This is a genomic window from Mycobacterium sp. IDUB_39 (assembly GCF_055419205.1).
On the sequence record NZ_JBVAXF010000006.1, the window covers coordinates 18,975 to 37,013 of the forward strand.

Genomic DNA, 18,039 nt, shown 5'->3' on the forward strand with positions numbered 1-18,039 from the left:
GTTGTGCAAGATATTGAGTTGAGTCGGAAGACCTCTGACCGTGACACCCGAAGGGAGAGCTGTGCCCGAGATCGCTGCGATGCCCGTGGAGGACCGCACATGGATGGTCGACACGCTGCTCGCGCTGTTGCAGACGCCGAGCCCCTCGGGGCGCACCGATGCGGTGATGCAGCTGATCGGCGATCTGCTCGACGACATGGGCGTGCCCTTCCTGCTGACGCGCCGCGGTGCCTTGATGGCCGAACTGCCCGGTGAGTCGGACACCACGGATCGTGCGCTCGTCGTCCACGCCGACACCATCGGCTGCATGGTCCGAGCGTTGAAGGACAACGGGCGGCTCGAGCTGATCCCGGTGGGCACCTTCTCGGCGCGGTTCGCCACCGGCGCCCGGGTGCGCATCTTCTGCGACGATCCTGACGAGTTCATCACCGGAACCGTCATGCCACTCAAGGCCAGCGGACACGCGTTCGGCGATGAGATCGACACGCAGCCCACCGACTGGGAGCACGTCGAGGTCCGCGTCGACCGCAGGGTCTCGTCGCGCGAGGACCTCGAGCGGCTCGGGGTCAACGTCGGTGACTTCGTCGCGTTCATCACGAGTCCCGAACTCACCGAGGACGGGTTCATCGTCTCGCGACACCTTGACGGCAAGGCCGGTGTCGCGGTGGCGCTCGCGCTGGCGAAGAACTCCGCCGAGGGCAAGCTCGTGCTTCCGCACCGCACCACCATCATGGTGACCATCACCGAGGAGGTCGGGCACGGCGCCAGCCATGGGCTACCGCCGGACGTCGCAGAACTCATCTCGGTGGACAACGCGGTGTGCGCTCCCGGGCAGCACTCGATGGAGGATGGCGTGACCATCCCGATGGCAGACCTGCACGGCCCCTTCGACTACCACCTCACCCGCAAGCTGTGCCGGCTCGCCGACGAGCACAAGATCCCCTATGCGCGCGACGTGTTCCGCTATTACCGGTCCGATGCGGCTGCGGCGATCGAGGCGGGCGCGGAGACGCGAGCCGCGCTCGTCGGGTTCGGGTTGGACGGCAGCCACGGCTGGGAGCGCACCCACTTGGAGTCACTGGAGGCCACCTACAACCTGCTGCACTGCTGGCTGCAGACGCCGCTCACGTTCGCGAAGTGGGACGCCCACCCGACGGGCAACCTGCGCGACTTCCCGTCCTCGAAGCAGCCCGCGCCCAGCGAGCAGTGGGTACCGCTGGCGCGTGGCGAGCACGCCGAGCCGGGTGACGTGTCGCCAGGGGAGCACTGGCCGCCGGCGGAGGGCCCGCAGGCCTGATTGTGGCGCAGGGCACAATCGGGGAGTGCTGAGCCTCGAAGAGATCTCCGACCGCCTGGAAATTCAGCAGTTGCTCGTCGACTACTCGACTGCGATCGACACTCGCAAATTCGACGATCTCGACCGCGTCTTCACCGAGGACGCCTATATCGACTACCGCGCGATGGGCGGTATCGACGGCCAGTTTCCCGACGTCAAGGCGTGGCTGGCAGAGGTCCTGCCGAACTTTCCCGCGTACTCGCACCTGATCGGGAACTTCGACGTGCGAATCTCGGGGGACACGGCGTCATCGCGGGTGATCTGCTTCAACCCGATGACGCTCTCGGCCGACGGTCAGATCCTGTTCTGCGGGCTCTGGTACGACGACGAGTTCGTCCGCACCGATGCAGGCTGGCGGATGACGCGCCGGGTCGAGACCAAGTGCTTCGACAAGATCGTCTGAGCGCCGGCGCAGGAGCCTGGTCGCGATTTCTCTTTGACCAGCACGCTCTGGCACAATGGGCGGCTGTCCGCCACTCGACCCGTTCTGAGCGATCCGCCTTCGGCTTCTCGCTGGGCGCTTGGGTGCCGGTCACACACGCAAGGCAAAACCGGACCGTGCATCCCGCACGTGTCGCTTGAATTGCAAGCGTGGCAATCACAGGAGAAGTAGCCCGATATGGCTGTCAAGATCAAACTCGCCCGCTTCGGCAAGATCCGTAACCCCCAGTACCGCATCTCCGTCGCTGACGCGCGCAACCGTCGCGATGGCCGGTCCATCGAGGTCATCGGCCGGTACCACCCGAAGGAAGAGCCGAGCCTCATCGAGATCGACTCGGAGCGCGCGCAGTACTGGCTGGGCGTCGGCGCACAGCCGACCGAGCCCGTGCTGGCCCTGCTGAAGATCACGGGTGACTGGCAGAAGTTCAAGGGCCTGCCGGGTGCCGAGGGCACGCTGAAGGTCAAGGAGCCCAAGCCCAGCAAGCTCGACCTGTTCAACGCCGCACTCGCCGCAGCCGATGACGCGCCCACGGGTGACGCGACCACGGCCAAGAAGAAGAAGGCTCCTGCCAAGAAGGCAGAGGAAGCCGCTCCTGAGGCCGCAGCTGAGCCCGCCGAGTCGGCGGCTGCCGAGTCCGAAGCACCCGCCGCCGAATGAGCACGGTCGTCGTCGACGCCGTTGAGCACCTGGTGCGCGGAATCGTCGACAACCCCGACGACGTTCGGGTCGACTTGGTGACCAACCGGCGTGGCCGGACCGTCGAGGTGCATGTGCACCCTGACGACCTGGGCAAGGTGATCGGCCGTGGTGGCCGTACCGCGACCGCACTGCGCACGTTGGTGGCCGGCATCGGCGGCCGCGGCATCCGCGTCGACGTGGTTGACACCGACCAGTAGTACGGCAGGCAGTGGACCTCGTCGTCGGGCGAATCGCAAAGGCACACGGCATCACCGGTGAGGTTGTCGTCGACATCCGCACCGATGATCCCGCCGCACGTTTCTCGGCCGGGGCGACGTTGCGCGGCAGGGCCGCTCGCAACGGTCCCGAGCGCGACTTCACCGTCGAGTCGGTCCGAGAGCACGCGGGACGGTTATTGATTCGTCTGGCCGGGGTGGCCGACCGCAACGCCGCCGAGGCGTTGCGCGGCACCCTGTTCCTGGTTGACTCGACGAGTCTGCCGCCCATTGATGACCCCGACGAGTTCTACGACCACGAACTCGAGGGTCTGCTGGTGCGTACCGTCGCCGGTGCGGACGTGGGTGTCGTCGCCGAAGTGCTGCACACCGCGGCGGGGGAGTTGTTGTCGGTCAAGAACGAGGCCGGCGCCGAGATACTCGTGCCGTTCGTGGGCGCGATCGTGACGTCGGTGTCCCGGGAGGACGGCGTCATCGAGATCGAACCGCCCGACGGTCTGCTGGACCTGGACTCGATCTAGGTGCGCTGCCATGCGTATTGATGTCGTCACGATCTTCCCGGACTATCTCGATCCGCTCCGTCAGTCGTTGCCGGGCAGGGCGATCGAGGCGGGCATCGTCGATGTCGCCGTGCACGATCTGCGGCGCTGGACGCACGATGTGCACCGCTCGGTGGACGACTCGCCGTACGGCGGTGGTCCCGGCATGGTGATGAAGGCGCCCGTGTGGGGTGCGGCGCTCGATGAGATCTGTTCAGAGGAAACGCTTCTCGTCGTCCCGACACCGGCGGGCCGGCTGTTCAAGCAGGCCGACGCGCAGCGCTGGAGCACCGAGAGCCACCTGGTGTTCGCCTGTGGACGCTACGAGGGTATCGACCAGCGGGTGGCCGAGGATGCCGCACGCCGCATGCGGGTCGAGGAGGTGTCGATCGGTGACTACGTGCTGCCCGGCGGCGAGTCTGCGGCGCTGGTCATGATCGAGGCGGTCGTCCGGTTGATGCCTGAGGTTCTCGGCAATCCCGCTTCCCACCAGGACGATTCACACTCCGATGGTCTGCTCGAAGGGCCGAGCTACACCCGGCCACCGAGTTGGCGGGATCTCGACGTGCCCGCCGTACTCCTATCGGGTGACCATGCGAAGTTGGCGGCGTGGCGCCGGGAGCAGTCACTGCAGCGCACGCGGGCTCGTCGCCCGGATCTGTTGGATCAGAGCCCGGATCTGCTGGACTAGACGTGCCCTTCGGGGAACATCGTCCTGACGGCCTGGGTGATGGTCTGGCGCGCGACGTCGGCGCTGGCGGGCTGCATGGAGCCGATGACCATGACGTAGCGGCGGCTGGGGCCGATGACACCGGTGGACAGGTGCATCCAGTCGGCGCCGACACAGCACATCCAGCCCTGTTTGACCGCCACAGGTTCGCCGGGCAGGCCCTCGGGAATGCCGAACCGCTGCGGGTACACACCGCCGGGCACCATTCCATCGACTGCCGTCGGCGTCGAGGCCGCCAGATTGGACAGGATGATGCTGGCCTGCTCGGGCGGTAGACCGCCGGTGCCCGCCATCAGCATGTCGTAGTAACGCACCAGGTCGGTGGCTGTGCTGACGGTGTTGAACCACCGCCCATTGTCCGGCGGACGCGTGGAGTCCAGCCCGTAGCGGGCGACGACTCGGTCGATGATCGCGCTGCCGTCGCTGCGGTTCCAGAACACCTCGGCGGCGCTGTCGTCGGACGCTCGCAGCATGACGTCGAGCGATTTGCGGTCCTCGGGCGAGAGCGTGGTCTCGCCCTTGGACACCTGCAGCAGCAGGTCATCGGCGATGAAGAGCTTGACCACCGAGGCGATGGCGATCGACATGTCGTTGCCGTTGGTCACCAGCTGCCCGGTATTGCGGTCGAGGATCGCGGCCGTGATCTCGGCGCCGGCGTCGGCCGCCTCGTCAGTGGCCAGCTGCTCGCGTTGCGCCAGGCCGTTGAACGTCGCAGCCGGCTCGTCGGGGGGTGCGTCGGGAAGCGGGGCCATGCTGCCCAGCGGCGCGACGACGGTCAGCTGCGGTGCTTCGGGGTTCAGCGGCGGATTGCCATACACCTTGGCCTCACACCCTGCGGCCACCGTGACCACGGCTACCGTCGAAGCAGTGACCATCAGCAGCTTTGACGGCCGCCGGAACATGGTCCTCCTCGATTGAGTGTGTGGTCTTCACGTGACGCGAGAACTTCCCTGAGCCTAGCCGTTCGAACATGGCGCCGCGCTTCAACCTCGGGGTGTTGGACAGCCTGCCGGAACGGTGCGATTTCGCCGGTGGGGGGGCCGTCTGGCACAATTGGGCAGTTGTCTGCGCACGACTAGGGCCAATTGGCCACGGTGTGCTGCGGAATGCATCTCGAACGTACGCCCAGGAGATCGGCTAGGTGCTGCGTCGCAACGCGACGAGCGACAGCCGGACCCACCACAACAAGGAAGTGTCCCCGATGAACACGCTGGACTTCGTCGACCAGACGTCGCTGCGCGACGACATTCCGACCTTCGGCCCCGGCGACACCGTGAACGTTCACGTGAAGGTCATCGAGGGCTCCAAGGAGCGCATCCAGGTCTTCAAGGGTGTCGTTCTGCGCCGCCAGGGCGGCGGTGTGCGCGAGACCTTCACCGTGCGCAAGGAGAGCTACGGCGTCGGCGTGGAGCGCACCTTCCCGGTGCACTCGCCCAACATCGATCACCTTGACGTCGTCACCCGCGGTGACGTCCGTCGCGCCAAGCTGTACTACCTGCGCGAGCTGCGGGGCAAGAAGGCGAAGATCAAGGAAAAGCGCTGACGTCGTCTTCCCACGGTCTTGACCGTTGGGTCGCAGGAGCGACTCCTACGGCTCATGTCGCCGCCGGAGCGACTCCGGCGGGGCGCATCGCCCCGCCGGTCACTCTGACTACTCTGATGGCGTGACCGGACCCACCGACGCTGCCGATACAGCCGACACTGACGACACCAAGGGTGTCGACGACGTCGGCGAGGATAAGAGCGTCGACGACACGGACGGTGTCGAAAACACGGACGGCGAGCCACCGAAGAAGAAGCACGGTGCGCTGCGCGAAGCCGCGATCCTGCTGACCATCGCGCTGGTCCTCTACTACGTGATGCTGACGTTCGTGGCGCGGCCGTACCTCATTCCGTCGGAGTCGATGGAGCCGACGCTGCACGGATGCCCCGGATGTGTGGGTGACCGGATCATGGTCGACAAGATGACCTACCGGTTCTCGTCGCCGGAACCGGGTGACGTCGTCGTCTTCAAGGGACCGCCGGCATGGAACGTCGGCTACAAGTCGATTCGCTCCGACAACCCCGCCGTCCGCTGGGTGCAGAACGCGTTGTCGTTCGTCGGCTTCGTGCCGCCCGACGAGAACGATCTGGTGAAGCGCATCATCGCCACCGGTGGGCAGACGGTGCAGTGCCGCGCCGACACTGGTCTGACCGTCGACGGCAAGAAACTCGTCGAGCCCTACCTGGATCCCGCCACGATGATGGCCGACCCCACGGTCTACCCGTGCCTCGGCAACGAGTTCGGCCCGGTGACCGTGCCGAAGGATCGCGTGTGGGTGATGGGCGACAACCGCACGCACTCCGCGGACTCCCGGGCGCACTGCACCAACCTGCCCGCAGACGCTCAGCGCGGTCTGCTGTGCACCGGTGACCCGATGTCGGGCACCGTCCCGGTGGAGAACGTGATCGGCAAGGCGCGCTTCATCGCATGGCCCCCGGGGCGTTGGGGTGGCGTCAGCTCCTTCAACCCCCAGACGGCCGAAGCCCAGACCGCCGAACCCCAGCCCGCGCAGTAGGAGAGACCGCTTTGCCGGCGAACTGGCCGCCCCGAACGGTGATTCGCAAGTCAGCGGGTCTCCGAACGCTCGAGTCGGCGCTGTATCGGGGTGGTCTCGGACCGGTGGCCGGTGTCGACGAGGTCGGTCGCGGTGCGTGTGCGGGTCCGCTCGTGGTGGCGGCCTGTGTGCTCGGGCCGAATCGGCTGGAGAGCCTGGCCGCACTCGATGACTCGAAGAAGCTCACCGAGCGCGAGCGGGAGCGGCTGTTCCCCATCATCCGCCGCTATGCGCTGGCCTACCACGTGGTGTTCATCCCCTCGGTTGAGGTGGATCGTCGAGGTGTGCACATCGCCAATATCGAGGGCATGCGGCGTGCCGTCGCGGGCCTGTCGCTGCGACCGGGGTACGTGCTGAGCGACGGTTTCCGCGTGCCCGGTCTGCCCGTGCCGTCGCTGCCGGTGATCGGCGGTGACGCGGCGGCTGCGTGCATCGCGGCGGCCAGCGTGCTGGCCAAGGTGAGCCGGGACCGGCTGATGGTCGAGATGGAGCGTGAACACCCTGGTTACGGGTTCGCCGAGCACAAGGGTTACAGCACCGCCGCGCACACTGCCGCGCTCGCCGAGCTGGGTCCCTGCAGGCAGCACAGATACTCGTTCATCAATGTCCGCAGGATGGCCGTCATCGGGGCGGACCCGGCTATGGTGCCCGAAGGTGTGTCCGGCACCGGGTCGGGTGGGCCCGCCTCACCGGGTGGAGGAAAATCGGGAAAGATGAACGCCACACCGACAGAAGGATCGCGTAACCGATGAGTGCCGAGGATCTCGAGAAGTACGAAACCGAGATGGAACTCTCGCTGTACCGCGAATACAAGGACATCGTGGGGCAGTTCAGCTACGTCGTGGAGACGGAGCGAAGGTTCTACCTGGCCAACAGCGTGGAGATGGTTCCCCGCAACGCCGACGGCGAGGTGTACTTCGAGCTGCGACTGGCCGACGCGTGGGTGTGGGACATGTATCGCCCCGCCCGGTTCGTCAAGCAGGTACGGGTGATCACCTTCAAGGACGTCAACATCGAAGAGGTGGAGAAGCCGGAGCTTCGGCTTCCCGAGTAACCATGACCTTTGACGATGACAGCCGCGTCGCTGTGGTCACCGGCGCGAGCCGGGGCGCCGGCCGCGGTATTGCGAACGCGCTACTGGCCTCCGGGTGGCGCGTCTACCTGACCGGCCGCACCATCACCGACACCGGTGACGGCGGTATTGCCGTCGCAGTGGACCACCGCGACGATGCGCAGGTCGCCGCGCTGTTCGAGCGGGTCGCCGACGAGTCCGGCAGGCTGGACCTGCTGGTCAACAACGCCGCCGCGATTCACGACGAGTTGACCGGCTCCGAGCCGTTCTGGCGCAAGCCGCTGACGTTGGCCGATGTGCTCGACGTCGGCCTGAGATCCGCCTACGTCGCGTCCTGGCACGCGGCACCGCTGATGGTCGACCGCGACCGCGCACTGATCGCGTTCACGTCATCCCCGGGATCGGTGTGTTACATGCACGGCCCCGCCTACGGCGCACAGAAGGCCGGTGTCGACAAGCTCGCCGCCGATATGGCCGTCGACTTCAAGGGAACCGGCGTGTGCACGGTGTCGATCTGGATGGGCATCCTCCTGACCGACAAGTTCCGCAGCGCCTTCGACGGGCACCCCGAAGCGCTGGCCAAGACCGCGCAGCACGCCGAAACCCCGGAGTTCACCGGCTATTTGATCGATGCGCTGTACCGGGACCCGGCGCTGGCAGAGCTGACCGGGCAGACCGTCATCGGCGCCGAACTCGCGTCGCGATACGGCATCACCGACGCCGACGGTCGCCAACCACCGTCGCACCGGGACGCCCTCGGCAGCCCACGGACACCGTCCACAGTGGTTATTCGCTGACATCCGGGTGAGGATTCAAGCATGCGCACCACACCGCAGTGCTGGCTCACCGATATGGATGGCGTCCTGGTCCGCGAGGAGCACGCCCTACCCGGTGCGGCCGAGTTCCTTCAGACGCTGACCGACAAGCGGCGGCCGTTCCTGGTGCTGACCAACAACTCGATCTTCACCCCGCGCGACCTCGCGGCCCGACTGGCGCGATCGGGTCTGACGGTGCCGGAGTGGGCGATCTGGACCTCGGCGCTGGCGACGGCGGCGTTCCTGCACGATCAGCTGCCGGGTGGATCGGCGTACGTGATCGGCGAGGCCGGTCTCACCACGGCACTGCACGAGGTCGGGTACACGCTGACCGATATCGATCCCGACTTCGTTGTGCTGGGGGAGACGCGGACCTATTCATTCGAGGCCATCACCAAGGCCATCCGGCTCATCCTCGGCGGTGCCCGCTTCATCGCGACCAACCCCGACGTCACCGGGCCGTCCGCTGAGGGACCGCTGCCCGCCACGGGTTCCGTCGCCGCACTCATCACCAAGGCCACCGGACGCGAGCCGTACTTCGTCGGCAAGCCCAACCCGATGATGTTCCGCAGCGCGCTCAACCGCATCGAGGCGCACTCGGAGAACACCGTCATGGTGGGCGACCGGATGGACACCGACGTCGTCGCGGGCATCGAGGCGGGCCTGGAGACCATCCTGGTGCTGACGGGTTCGACGGACGTCGAAGATATCGAGCGCTACCCGTTTCGACCCAGCCGTGTTCTGGATTCGATCGCCGACGCCATCGATCTCGTGTGACCGATCTCGTGTGACGTCGCGGGCGTGGGGGTGGCGACACGGCCCGGGACGTGCCCAATATCGTTGGGCGCATGACTGACGGATTGCACGGCAGTGGACCGCTGGCCGGGGTACGGATCATCGAGATCTCGAGCTTCGTCGCGGTGCCTCTGGCCGGGATGACGCTGGCCCAGCTCGGCGCCGAGGTGATCCGCGTCGATCCGGTCGGTGGTGCCGCCGACTACAACCGCTGGCCGGTGACCGACGACGGTGACAGCATCTACTGGGCCGGGCTGAACAAGGGCAAGCGGTCCGTTGCTGTCGACGTGCGATCGGCAGAGGGACAGGATCTGATCCAGCGGCTGATCGCCGACGCCGGGATTCTGATCACGAACGTCGCAGGCCGACAATGGCATTCCTACGACACCCTGGTGAGGGTGCGGCCCGACCTGATCCACGTCGAGGTGTCCGGTCGTGCGGACGGCGGCACCGGGGTCGACTACACCGTCAACGCAGGCGTCGGGTTTCCCTCGGTGACCGGACCCGCCGACCTGGCCGCCCCGGTCAACCACGTGCTGCCCGCGTGGGACGTGGCATGTGGCGTCTACGCGGCGTTGGCCGTCGTCAGCGCGCTGCGGCATCGCGACGCCACAGGGGAGGGACAGCGAATCTCCATCCCCTTGGAGAACGTCGCGCTGGCCACCGCGGGCAATCTCAGCTTCCTCACCGAGGTCATGGTCAACGGCACGTCGCGACAACGGATCGGCAACTCGATCTACGGCCAGTACGGCCAGCACTTCACCAGCGGTGACGGCGAATCCTTCATGATCGTCGCGCTGACCGGGCGGCACTTCCGGGACCTGACCGAACTCACCGGTACCGAGAAAGCCGTTGCCGCACTGGGTGACTCGCTCGGTGCGGATTTCTCCGATGAGGGTGACCGCTACCGGCACCGAGATGCGCTGACGGGTCTGTTCACCGTGTGGTTCACCGATCGCACGGCCGAGGAGGTGTCCCAGGCGCTGTCGGGGACGTCGATCCTGTGGGAGCGGTACCGCACCTTCGCCGACGTGGTGGTTGACCCGAAGGTGACCGACAACCCGCTGTTCACCGAGTTGGATCAGCCCCGGATCGGACGCTATCTGGCCCCCGGGCTGCCGCTGTCGATCGACGGCATCTACCCGCCGGCCGTACCGGCGCCGGCGCTGGGCGATGACACCGTCGCCGTCCTGCGCGACCGGTTGGGGCTGCGCGACGATGAGGTGCAGCACCTGTTGGATGCGGGGACGGTGGCGTGAGCGCGCTGCTGGATCTGCTCGACGTCAGCGCGGATGAGGGCACCGGTAACTGGGTCGGCCCCGCGAGCGGTCCGGCGGGCAAGCGTTCGTTCGGCGGCCAGTTCATGGCGCAGAGCCTGGCGGCGGCGGCCCGCACGGTCGACCCGGCGAAACTGCCGACCAGCATGCATCTGCAGTTCCTGCGCGGCGGTGAGGCGGGCGAGGTCGTCGACTACGCCGTGACAACCGTCTTCGACGGGCGCACCGCGGCCGCACGCCGGGTTGACGCCAGCCAGGCGGGTCGGCTGCTCACCACGGCCAGTGTGTCGTTCGCCGCGCCCATGGCCGGTCCCGAGCACGGCGTGGCGCCGCCGGGGGACCCCGAGGCGCTGCCTCGCACCGGACCGGCGGGGCCTGCTCCGTCGATGCCGTTGGATGAGATCGACATTCGCATCTCCGATGACCGCCGCGACGGTGAGTTCGTGCGACGGTTGTGGTGGCGGGTCACCGTCCCGGTACCTGACGACGCACTGCTGCACACCGTCGTCGCGGCCTACATCACCGACGTCTACATGATCGACCCGGCACTACAGGTGCACGGTCACTCGATGGCAGGCCGCACGCATCGCAGCGGCACCACCGACTCGTCGATCTGGTTTCACCGTCGGGTGCACGCCGACCGGTGGAATCTGTTGGAGACCCGGTCACCGGCCGCGGCGCGCGGGCGGGGCGTGATCACCGGGAGCCTGATCGGGGCCGACGGCGTCATCGCCGCGACCCTGGTCCAGGAGGGGCTCATCGCCGAGCGCGAGCCCGCGCCGCACGTCTGACCGACCGCGTGTGCGACGGCGGTTCCACGTCCGCACGAGGGTGACGAGCTGGGTCAGGAGCACCCCGACGATGACAGAGGCCGTCACGCCCAACACCTTGTGGTCGCCGAACAGCGGATAGACCTGGTAGTGCGTCAGGTAGATGAACAGTGACGCCTCGGCGATGGTGCCTGCCGCCACGGTGAACGCCGACGGGCAGCGGATCGCGGGCAACCAGATCAACAACGCCAGGCCCACGAACACAAGCGCCTCGCGGTCGGGGTTGCCGAAGTAGCCGATGATGCCGATGGCGAGGATCAGCGTCACCGCCGTGCGCTGCCACGCGGTCGTGGACTTCGCTGCGGCCCAGCCGATCGCGAAGAACCAGAACGCCAGCACGGTGAACCACGCGTCGCGGCCCAGCCCGAAACCGAAAACGTCCCACCGCAACGCCAGGCCCAACCCCAGAAATGCCAGCGCGATCCCGAAGGGCCAGCGCCGCTCGGCCCGGTCGAAGATCGGTGTCCAGCACACCAGTGACAACGCGACGAGGGTCCACACCATGATCTCGACAAACCACAGGCGTCCGGCCGTCATGCTGTCGGCCGGCCCGAGGAACTTGTTGGCCAGCAATAGGTTCGACGCGGTGTAGTCGTTGGTGATGATCAGGGCAACGGCCACCCAGATGATCGCAGGCACGGCGATCCACGCGATGGTGTTGCGCAGGTGACGCGTACGGTCGCCGCGTGGGAGGGGCGTGAGGCAGAACCGGCCGAAGTTGTAGCCGGCGATGCCGAGCAGTATGTGCGCACCGCCCCACACCGTGTACAGCTCGGCGTGGGAGATGACCACGAGGACGATCGCCGCGGCGCGCAGCGCGACGCTGGTCTCCAGCGTCGCGCCCCACCACCGTCGGGGGCGGGTGGTGGCCTGCAGGTCCCGCAACGAGATCCGCTGCCAGTCCGAAGGTAGGTATCCAAGTGCTCGTTCCAGGCGCACCGACATGGCGACGTAGGACAACGAGTTGCCACCCAGATCGACGAAGCTCTGGCCCGGATCGATCGACGCCTCATCGATCTGCAGTACGTCGGCGAACAGACCGCGCAGGTCCAATTGCTGTGCGTCGGGTGCTGTGCGGTCGGAGGCGAGTTCGGCCAACCGTGGGTAGTCCGGCTTGCCGGAGGACAGCCGCGGCACCTCGTCGACGTCGACGACGCGGATGGCGGCGCGCGGCAGACCGGACGCGTTAGCGGCCAGCTGCGCCACATCGATGCCGCGGGGCTGCACCGCCGCCGTGCACGTTGGCCGCACCGCGGCCGTGCACATGGGCCGCACCGCGGCGACCAGCAGCAGGCCGTCGCCGTCGGTGCAGATGGCCTCGATGTCGGCGGCCTGCAGCGCCGACTCCACTCGCTGCAGGTCGATCCGCAGCCCGTACAGCTTCACGAAACGGCTGCTGCGCCCGACCACTTCGTAGACTCCGTCTGCGCCCGCGCGGGCGATATCGCCGGTGCGCAGTTCCTCGACGGTACGGCCCAGGGCCAGATCGGCCGTTTCCTGTGCATAGCCCAGCATGACGTTGGGACCCCGATAGATGAGCTCGCCGACGTCATCGGCCATACCGTCGACCGGCTCAATGGAGAACGACCCACCGGGGATCGGGATGCCGATCGATCCGGGATGATCATGGGCGAGTTCCGGTGGCAGATAAGCCATCCGCGCAGTGGCCTCGGTCGCCCCGTACATGACAAACAGCTGCCAACCCCGGGCCCGGCCGAGCGCGGCGTATCGGCGAACTAGATCGGGTGCCAACCGACCACCGGCCTGTGTGACGTAGCGCAGATGCGGCAGCGCCATGTCCTCGAAGCCGATCCGTTCGAGCAGGTCGAAGGTGTGCGGTACACCCGCGAACGACGTTGCGGCATGGCGTTGCAACAGATCCCAGAACCCGTCGTCCACGACAGAGTGTTCGCTGAGGATCAGCCCGGCGCCGCGAAGGAGGTGGCTGTGGATCACCGACAGGCCGTAGCAGTACGACATCGGCAGCGTCGTCATCGCCCGATCGGTCGGGCCGATGTCGAGGTACGTGGCGATCGCCTCGGCGTTGGCGCTCAGGTTGTCGCGCGATAGCCGCACCAGCTTCGGTGAGCCCGTACTGCCCGATGTGGACAGCAGCAGCGCCAGATCGGGATGGAGGTCATGCCGCGGACGGTGGCGGTACTCGACGGTGCCGTCAGCCACGATGGTGTCGGGATCGTATACGTCGATCACCGCCGTCACGTCGCCGTCGGCCGGAATCGGCAGCACCACATGCCTGCCCGCGAGTGCGCCCAGATAGGTGACCAGCGTGGGCAGATCGTTGCGGGTCTCGAGCAGGAGCAGTCGGCGTCGACGGCCGAGTTCGGCCGTCTTCGCGGCGACCCGGTCCGCGAGTTCGGCGTAGGTGAGTTTCCCGTCGTTGATGTGGGCCTCGTCGGTGAACACCGCGATCTGATCGCCGAATGACGCGAGGTGCTCGACGAGCCGGTCGAACATCATCACGGCTGGTGGTCGCCGAACACGACTGCGGCACCGTTGACATGGATGCGGACCTTGGCGTCAACCGATGGCGGGGCGACGCTGTGCTGGCGGACCGTGACGGGTTCGGTGTCACCGCCGAGATCGACGGTCAGCAGCACGTCATGACCGCGGAACTCCGAGGCGAGCACCGTGGCCAGGCCGACGGCCGGTGCCTCGTGGTCGGAGACCACGGTGGCGACCAGCTGCTCCGGGCGCAGCATCAGCGTGGCCGGGCCGTCGACGCCCGTCGAGCGCACCGGCAGACGGCCCAGCACACTCTCCGCGGTGTCACCGGACACGGTGCACGGCAACAGCACGCAGTCGCCAAGGAACTCGGCGGTGAACCGGTCGTGGGGTTCGAGGTAGACCTCTTGTGGCGTACCGACCTTGGTGAAACGCCCGTTGCGCATCACCGCGACCTGGTCGGCGATTGACAGGGCCTCCTCCTGGTCGTGGGTGACCAGTAGTGTCGTCACACCCGCATCGGAGAGGAGCTTCGCGACGGCCTTGCGGGTGGACGCGCGCAGGCCGGTGTCCAGGGCGCTGAAGGGTTCGTCGAGCAGCATGAGCGCGGGCTGACGGGCCAGCGCGCGGGCCAGTGCGACACGCTGCTGCTGACCGCCGGACAGTTCGTGTGGCCTGCGCCGCGCGTACGACCCGTCGAGCGACACCGTGGCCAGTAGTTCGTCGACTCGGGTGGTGGCGTGGCGTGCGGGCCCGTCGAGCCCGTAGGCGATGTTCTGGCCGACCGTGAGGTGCGGGAACAGCGCGCCGTCCTGGGCGACGTAGCCGACGTCGCGCCGGTGAGCCGGCACGCACAGGCTGGAGTCGGCCACCTGACGTCCAGCGATGGAAATGCTTCCCGCATCGGGTGTCTCGAATCCGGCGACAAGCCGCAACAGCGTGGTTTTGCCGCATCCGGAGGCCCCGACGACGGCGGTGATGGTGCCCGTGCGGACGGCGAGGTCAACCTCGTGCAGCACGGTGTGGCCACCGAACGACTTGGCGAGCCCCGTCACCTCCAACGCGTTGTCGTTCACAGGGCAGCCGCCTTCGTCGATTGCTTGAACAGCACGACCGTCACCGGGACGGACAGTGCGACCATCAGGAATGCGTACGGTGCCGCGCCTGCATAGTCCAATTCGCTTGAGAGTGACCAGAATCGCATCGCGAGGGTGTTGGTCCCGGTGGGCGCCAACAGCAAGGTGGCCGTCAGCTCGGTGGCGACAGCGACGAACACCAGCGACGCACCCGCCGCGGCCGCCGGTGCGGTGAGTCGCATCGTCACCCGCAGGAACGTCCACGTCGGCGACACCCCGAGGGACCGAGACGCCTCCTCCAGACCCGGTGGCACCTGCGCCAGGCCCGATCTCAGGTTCACCATGGCGCGTGGCAGGAACAGCAGCACATAGGCGGCCAACACCAGCGATACCGTCTGATAGAGCGGCGGGGCATACCGAATCGCGACCGTCACCAGGGCGAGTGCTGTGACGATGCCGGGCATCGAGCTGGTGATGAAGTTGGAGCCCTCGACGAAGCGGGCGAAGAACCCGCTGTAGCGCACCGCGACCCAGGCGAACGGGAAGGCGAGCACGGTGGTCAGCGCTGCGGCCACGGCGGCCAGGCCGACCGTCTGCAGGGTGGATGTCACGACTTCGCTGGACGTCCAGGCCGCCGCACCGCCGATCCACAACCACCGCATGATGGTCCATACGGGCACGCCGAGCGCGAGCACGGCGAGTGCGATCAGGCCCACGTTGGCGGGTATCGCCCACGCGCCGAGGTGGCGTGGCGCCGACGCGCGTTGTGCGCCGGAGCCGATCCGCGCGTAGCGCGCGTTACCACGCGCCGCGGACTCTCCGACGATGAGCACCAGGCACAGCAGGATCAGCACGCCGGCCAGCGTGCTGCCCGCGGCACCGTTGAAGGTCGCCTGGAACTGCTCGAAGATCGCCGTGGTGAACGTCGAGAAGCGCAGCATCGCGAACGCGCCGTACTCGGCGAGCAGGTGGACGGCGATGAGCAGCGCACCGCCGAGAATCGCCAGCCGCAGCTGGGGGAGCACGACGCGCCAGAAGACGGCCACCGGGCTGGATCCCAGTGCGCGTGCGGACTCCTCGATGGCCGGGTCGAGGCGACGCAACGTGGCCGCCACCGGCACGTAGGCGAACGGGAAGTAGGACATGCTGGCCACCAGCACGCCGGCCCAGAAACCGTGCAGCGTCGGCACGACGCTGACCCAGGCGTAGCTGTTGATGAAGGCGGGAACCGCCAGCGGTGCCACGAACAACGGTCGCCAGATCGCGCGACCGGGCAGATCGGTGCGCTCCACCAGCCATGCGGTGGCAACACCGAGGAACAGGCAGATCGGCACCGTCACCACGACCAGGCCAACCGTGTTGACCAGGAGTTCGCCGACGCGCGGCCGGGCGAGTAGTTCGTAGACCTGGGCCGGTCCCATCGACACTATCGACCACGCGACGAAGCCGATGGGTACGAATGTCGCGAGCACCAGGAGGACGACGCCCGCGGTGATGACCGGGCCTGGCCGTGAGGAACCGGACGCGGCGGTCGGCGCTGTGTCGGGAACCGTCTCGGCGGTGACCACCTAGGAAACCATCTAGAGCAGGCCAGCCTTCGTCATCAGGTCGGTGACCTTCTTCGAGTCGAGGTTCGACGGGTTCACCGCAGGCGCCTGAAGGTCGGCGAGCGGGACCAGCGCGGGGTTGGCGGGGACGCCGCTTGCCACCGGGTACTCGAACGAGGTGCCCTTCTCCAGAACCTCCTGGCCGGCCTTGCTGGTGATGAAGGTCAGGAACTTCTGCGCGTCATCCTTCTTCTTGCTCGAGTCCAGGATGCCGCCGCCCGAGATCGAGACGAACGCGCCCGGATCCTCGTTGCGGAAGTAGTGCAGTGCGGTGTTGTTGCTGATCTCCTTGGTCTTTGCCTGATCGCGGAACCAGTAGTAGTGGTAGATCACGCCACCGTCGACCTGACCGTCGTTCACGGCGCGCAACGTCGCGATGTTGTCGGAGAAGATCTCGGCATTCGTCTTCATGCCCGCCAGCCAGGCCGAGGTGGCCGGCTCACCGGTCAGTTCCAGCATTGCCGCGACGATGGCCTGGAAGTCGGGCTTGACGGGCGGAGCGCCCCAGCGACCCTTCCACTCCGGCTTCTCGAGATCCATGATCGAGCGCGGCAGCTGGTCCTCGGTCAGCTTGGACTTGTTGTAGGCGAACACCGTTGTCCGCGCGGCGACACCGGTCCACTTGTTGGTGGACGGACGGTACTGCTCCGGCACCTGCGCGATGGTCGCCTGGTCGATGTCGGTGAAGAGGCCGGCATCCTCGACGGCCGCCATCGCCGGTGAGTTCTCGGTGAGGAACACGTCGGCGGGCGACGATGATCCCTCGGCGATCAACTGGTTCCCCAGCTCGGTGTCACCGCCCTGGCGGTAGGTGACCTTGATCCCGGTCTCCTTGGTGAAGGCGTCGATCCACTCCTTGGTCAGCGACTCGTGCTGCGCGTTGTAGATCAGCAGCCCGTCGGCCTCCTCGGAGGACGAGGAGCAGGCGGTGAGGCCAGCGGCCAGCGCCACAGAGGACAGAAGTGCGGCCATTCGAGTCCAGCGGGATGCCATCGACGGGTCCTTTCGCGACTGAGGATTGCCTAGCCAACATACTCGTCAAGCCTCGCGGTCAGGGCGGCGACGGTGACATGTGGGTTCACAGGTTGCGCGCCCCGGTTACGCCGTCCTCCCAAGGACCCGCCACGTGCCGGCGGGCACTTCAAGTTCGGGACGTCGCTCGTGGTCACGCAGGTGCACCAGTCGCGTCGGGGCGTGGAGGTCGACATAGAGGTCACCGTCGGCAGCGATGATCTTGTCGAACGCGTGATCACTGGCGAGTACGTGGTGCGGACCCGACGCGCTGCCGCCGACGATGCAACTGGTGACTTGTTCGGTGGCGCCCGCCGGTGCGGACCTCACCGGAAGCAGCAGGACGTCTCCGTGACGGATGGGCGAGTGCATCGACGATCTCCTCGAGGTGTGGTGCTGGGGGACGTGGCGACGGTCCGACGCGCAACCTAGCGCGAGGGTGTGACAAGTTGGACAGCGAAATCGGTTGTGCCGGTTAATCGGTGGGAGAAACCCGCGGCCGAGGCCGCGCCCAGGAAATCCGAAATGCGGTTTT

General features: G+C 67.2%; 19 protein-coding genes and 1 pseudogene. 14 read left to right on the forward strand and 6 right to left on the reverse strand.

The window, feature by feature from the left end; translation table 11 throughout:
• The first annotated feature begins 61 nt into the window (after nt 1–61).
• From ACZY0X_RS21965 to trmD, 6 genes are all read left to right on the forward strand, one after another.
• Entirely contained in the window at nt 62–1,297 is a 1,236-nt protein-coding gene (locus tag ACZY0X_RS21965) for an osmoprotectant NAGGN system M42 family peptidase (RefSeq protein ID WP_241399802.1), read from the forward strand.
• Nucleotides 1,298–1,322: 25 nt separating this feature from the next.
• On the forward strand, nt 1,323–1,739 hold the full coding sequence (locus ACZY0X_RS21970; RefSeq protein WP_354524969.1) for a nuclear transport factor 2 family protein: 417 nt from the start codon (nt 1,323–1,325) through the stop codon (nt 1,737–1,739).
• 216 nt (nt 1,740–1,955) lie between these two features.
• Nucleotides 1,956–2,435: a 30S ribosomal protein S16 gene (rpsP, locus tag ACZY0X_RS21975; protein WP_463773427.1), complete on the forward strand. Its 480-nt coding sequence runs from the start codon at nt 1,956–1,958 to the stop codon at nt 2,433–2,435.
• Nucleotides 2,432–2,674: an RNA-binding protein gene (locus tag ACZY0X_RS21980; protein WP_056548932.1), complete on the forward strand. Its 243-nt coding sequence runs from the start codon at nt 2,432–2,434 to the stop codon at nt 2,672–2,674. Before rpsP ends, ACZY0X_RS21980 begins: the two co-directional genes overlap by 4 nt.
• A gap of 11 nt (nt 2,675–2,685) precedes the next feature.
• Entirely contained in the window at nt 2,686–3,213 is a 528-nt protein-coding gene (rimM, locus tag ACZY0X_RS21985) for a ribosome maturation factor RimM (RefSeq protein WP_463773429.1), read from the forward strand.
• A gap of 10 nt (nt 3,214–3,223) precedes the next feature.
• Complete coding sequence (trmD, locus tag ACZY0X_RS21990) at nt 3,224–3,922, forward strand: tRNA (guanosine(37)-N1)-methyltransferase TrmD (protein WP_463773430.1); 699 nt, start codon at nt 3,224–3,226, stop codon at nt 3,920–3,922.
• Here the strand turns inward: trmD and ACZY0X_RS21995 are convergent.
• Nucleotides 3,919–4,863 carry a serine hydrolase gene (locus ACZY0X_RS21995; RefSeq protein WP_463773432.1) on the reverse strand — a complete coding sequence of 315 codons (945 nt, stop codon included), beginning with the start codon at nt 4,861–4,863 and terminating at the stop codon, nt 3,919–3,921. The two genes, trmD and ACZY0X_RS21995, sit on opposite strands and share 4 nt — an antisense overlap.
• Before the next feature lie 299 nt (nt 4,864–5,162).
• Here ACZY0X_RS21995 and rplS point away from each other — a divergent pair, with 299 nt between their 5' ends.
• The 8 genes and pseudogenes from rplS to ACZY0X_RS22035 form a co-directional block, all read left to right on the forward strand.
• On the forward strand, nt 5,163–5,504 hold the full coding sequence (gene rplS, locus ACZY0X_RS22000) for a 50S ribosomal protein L19 (protein ID WP_163798073.1): 342 nt from the start codon (nt 5,163–5,165) through the stop codon (nt 5,502–5,504).
• Between the two features lie 121 nt (nt 5,505–5,625).
• Nucleotides 5,626–6,519, forward strand: a complete 894-nt coding sequence (lepB, locus tag ACZY0X_RS22005) for a signal peptidase I (protein WP_463773433.1) — start codon at nt 5,626–5,628, stop codon at nt 6,517–6,519.
• An 11-nt stretch (nt 6,520–6,530) separates the two neighbouring features.
• Nucleotides 6,531–7,310 carry a ribonuclease HII gene (locus ACZY0X_RS22010; RefSeq protein ID WP_463773434.1) on the forward strand — a complete coding sequence of 260 codons (780 nt, stop codon included), beginning with the start codon at nt 6,531–6,533 and terminating at the stop codon, nt 7,308–7,310.
• Nucleotides 7,307–7,612: a DUF2469 domain-containing protein gene (locus ACZY0X_RS22015; RefSeq protein ID WP_066983311.1), complete on the forward strand. Its 306-nt coding sequence runs from the start codon at nt 7,307–7,309 to the stop codon at nt 7,610–7,612. The genes ACZY0X_RS22010 and ACZY0X_RS22015 overlap by 4 nt, the downstream gene beginning before the upstream one ends.
• A gap of 2 nt (nt 7,613–7,614) precedes the next feature.
• On the forward strand, nt 7,615–8,427 hold the full coding sequence (locus ACZY0X_RS22020; protein WP_463773435.1) for an SDR family NAD(P)-dependent oxidoreductase: 813 nt from the start codon (nt 7,615–7,617) through the stop codon (nt 8,425–8,427).
• A 21-nt stretch (nt 8,428–8,448) separates the two neighbouring features.
• Complete coding sequence (locus tag ACZY0X_RS22025; RefSeq protein ID WP_463773437.1) at nt 8,449–9,222, forward strand: HAD-IIA family hydrolase; 774 nt, start codon at nt 8,449–8,451, stop codon at nt 9,220–9,222.
• Between the two features lie 71 nt (nt 9,223–9,293).
• A complete protein-coding gene (locus tag ACZY0X_RS22030; RefSeq protein WP_463773439.1) occupies nt 9,294–10,499 on the forward strand; it encodes a CoA transferase in 1,206 nt (401 codons plus the stop codon).
• Nucleotides 10,496–11,302 (forward strand): annotated as a pseudogene (locus ACZY0X_RS22035) (acyl-CoA thioesterase); the annotation flags it as partial. The gene ACZY0X_RS22030 and the pseudogene ACZY0X_RS22035, both read left to right, overlap by 4 nt.
• Here ACZY0X_RS22035 and ACZY0X_RS22040 read toward each other — a convergent pair.
• The 5 genes from ACZY0X_RS22040 to ACZY0X_RS22060 form a co-directional block, all read right to left on the reverse strand.
• Complete coding sequence (locus ACZY0X_RS22040) at nt 11,183–13,825, reverse strand: AMP-binding protein (protein ID WP_463774079.1); 2,643 nt, start codon at nt 13,823–13,825, stop codon at nt 11,183–11,185. The pseudogene ACZY0X_RS22035 and the gene ACZY0X_RS22040 overlap by 120 nt on opposite strands.
• Complete coding sequence (locus ACZY0X_RS22045; protein WP_463773440.1) at nt 13,825–14,886, reverse strand: ABC transporter ATP-binding protein; 1,062 nt, start codon at nt 14,884–14,886, stop codon at nt 13,825–13,827. The genes ACZY0X_RS22040 and ACZY0X_RS22045 overlap by 1 nt, the downstream gene beginning before the upstream one ends.
• The gene (locus ACZY0X_RS22050; RefSeq protein WP_463773442.1) at nt 14,883–16,454 is read right to left on the reverse strand and encodes an ABC transporter permease; all 1,572 of its coding nucleotides are present in this window, start codon (nt 16,452–16,454) and stop codon (nt 14,883–14,885) included. Before ACZY0X_RS22050 ends, ACZY0X_RS22045 begins: the two co-directional genes overlap by 4 nt.
• Nucleotides 16,455–16,466: 12 nt before the next feature.
• Nucleotides 16,467–17,486: an iron ABC transporter substrate-binding protein gene (locus ACZY0X_RS22055; RefSeq protein WP_241399784.1), complete on the reverse strand. Its 1,020-nt coding sequence runs from the start codon at nt 17,484–17,486 to the stop codon at nt 16,467–16,469.
• A 105-nt stretch (nt 17,487–17,591) separates the two neighbouring features.
• Nucleotides 17,592–17,876, reverse strand: a complete 285-nt coding sequence (locus ACZY0X_RS22060) for a hypothetical protein (RefSeq protein ID WP_463773443.1) — start codon at nt 17,874–17,876, stop codon at nt 17,592–17,594.
• Nucleotides 17,877–18,039: the final 163 nt, after the last annotated feature.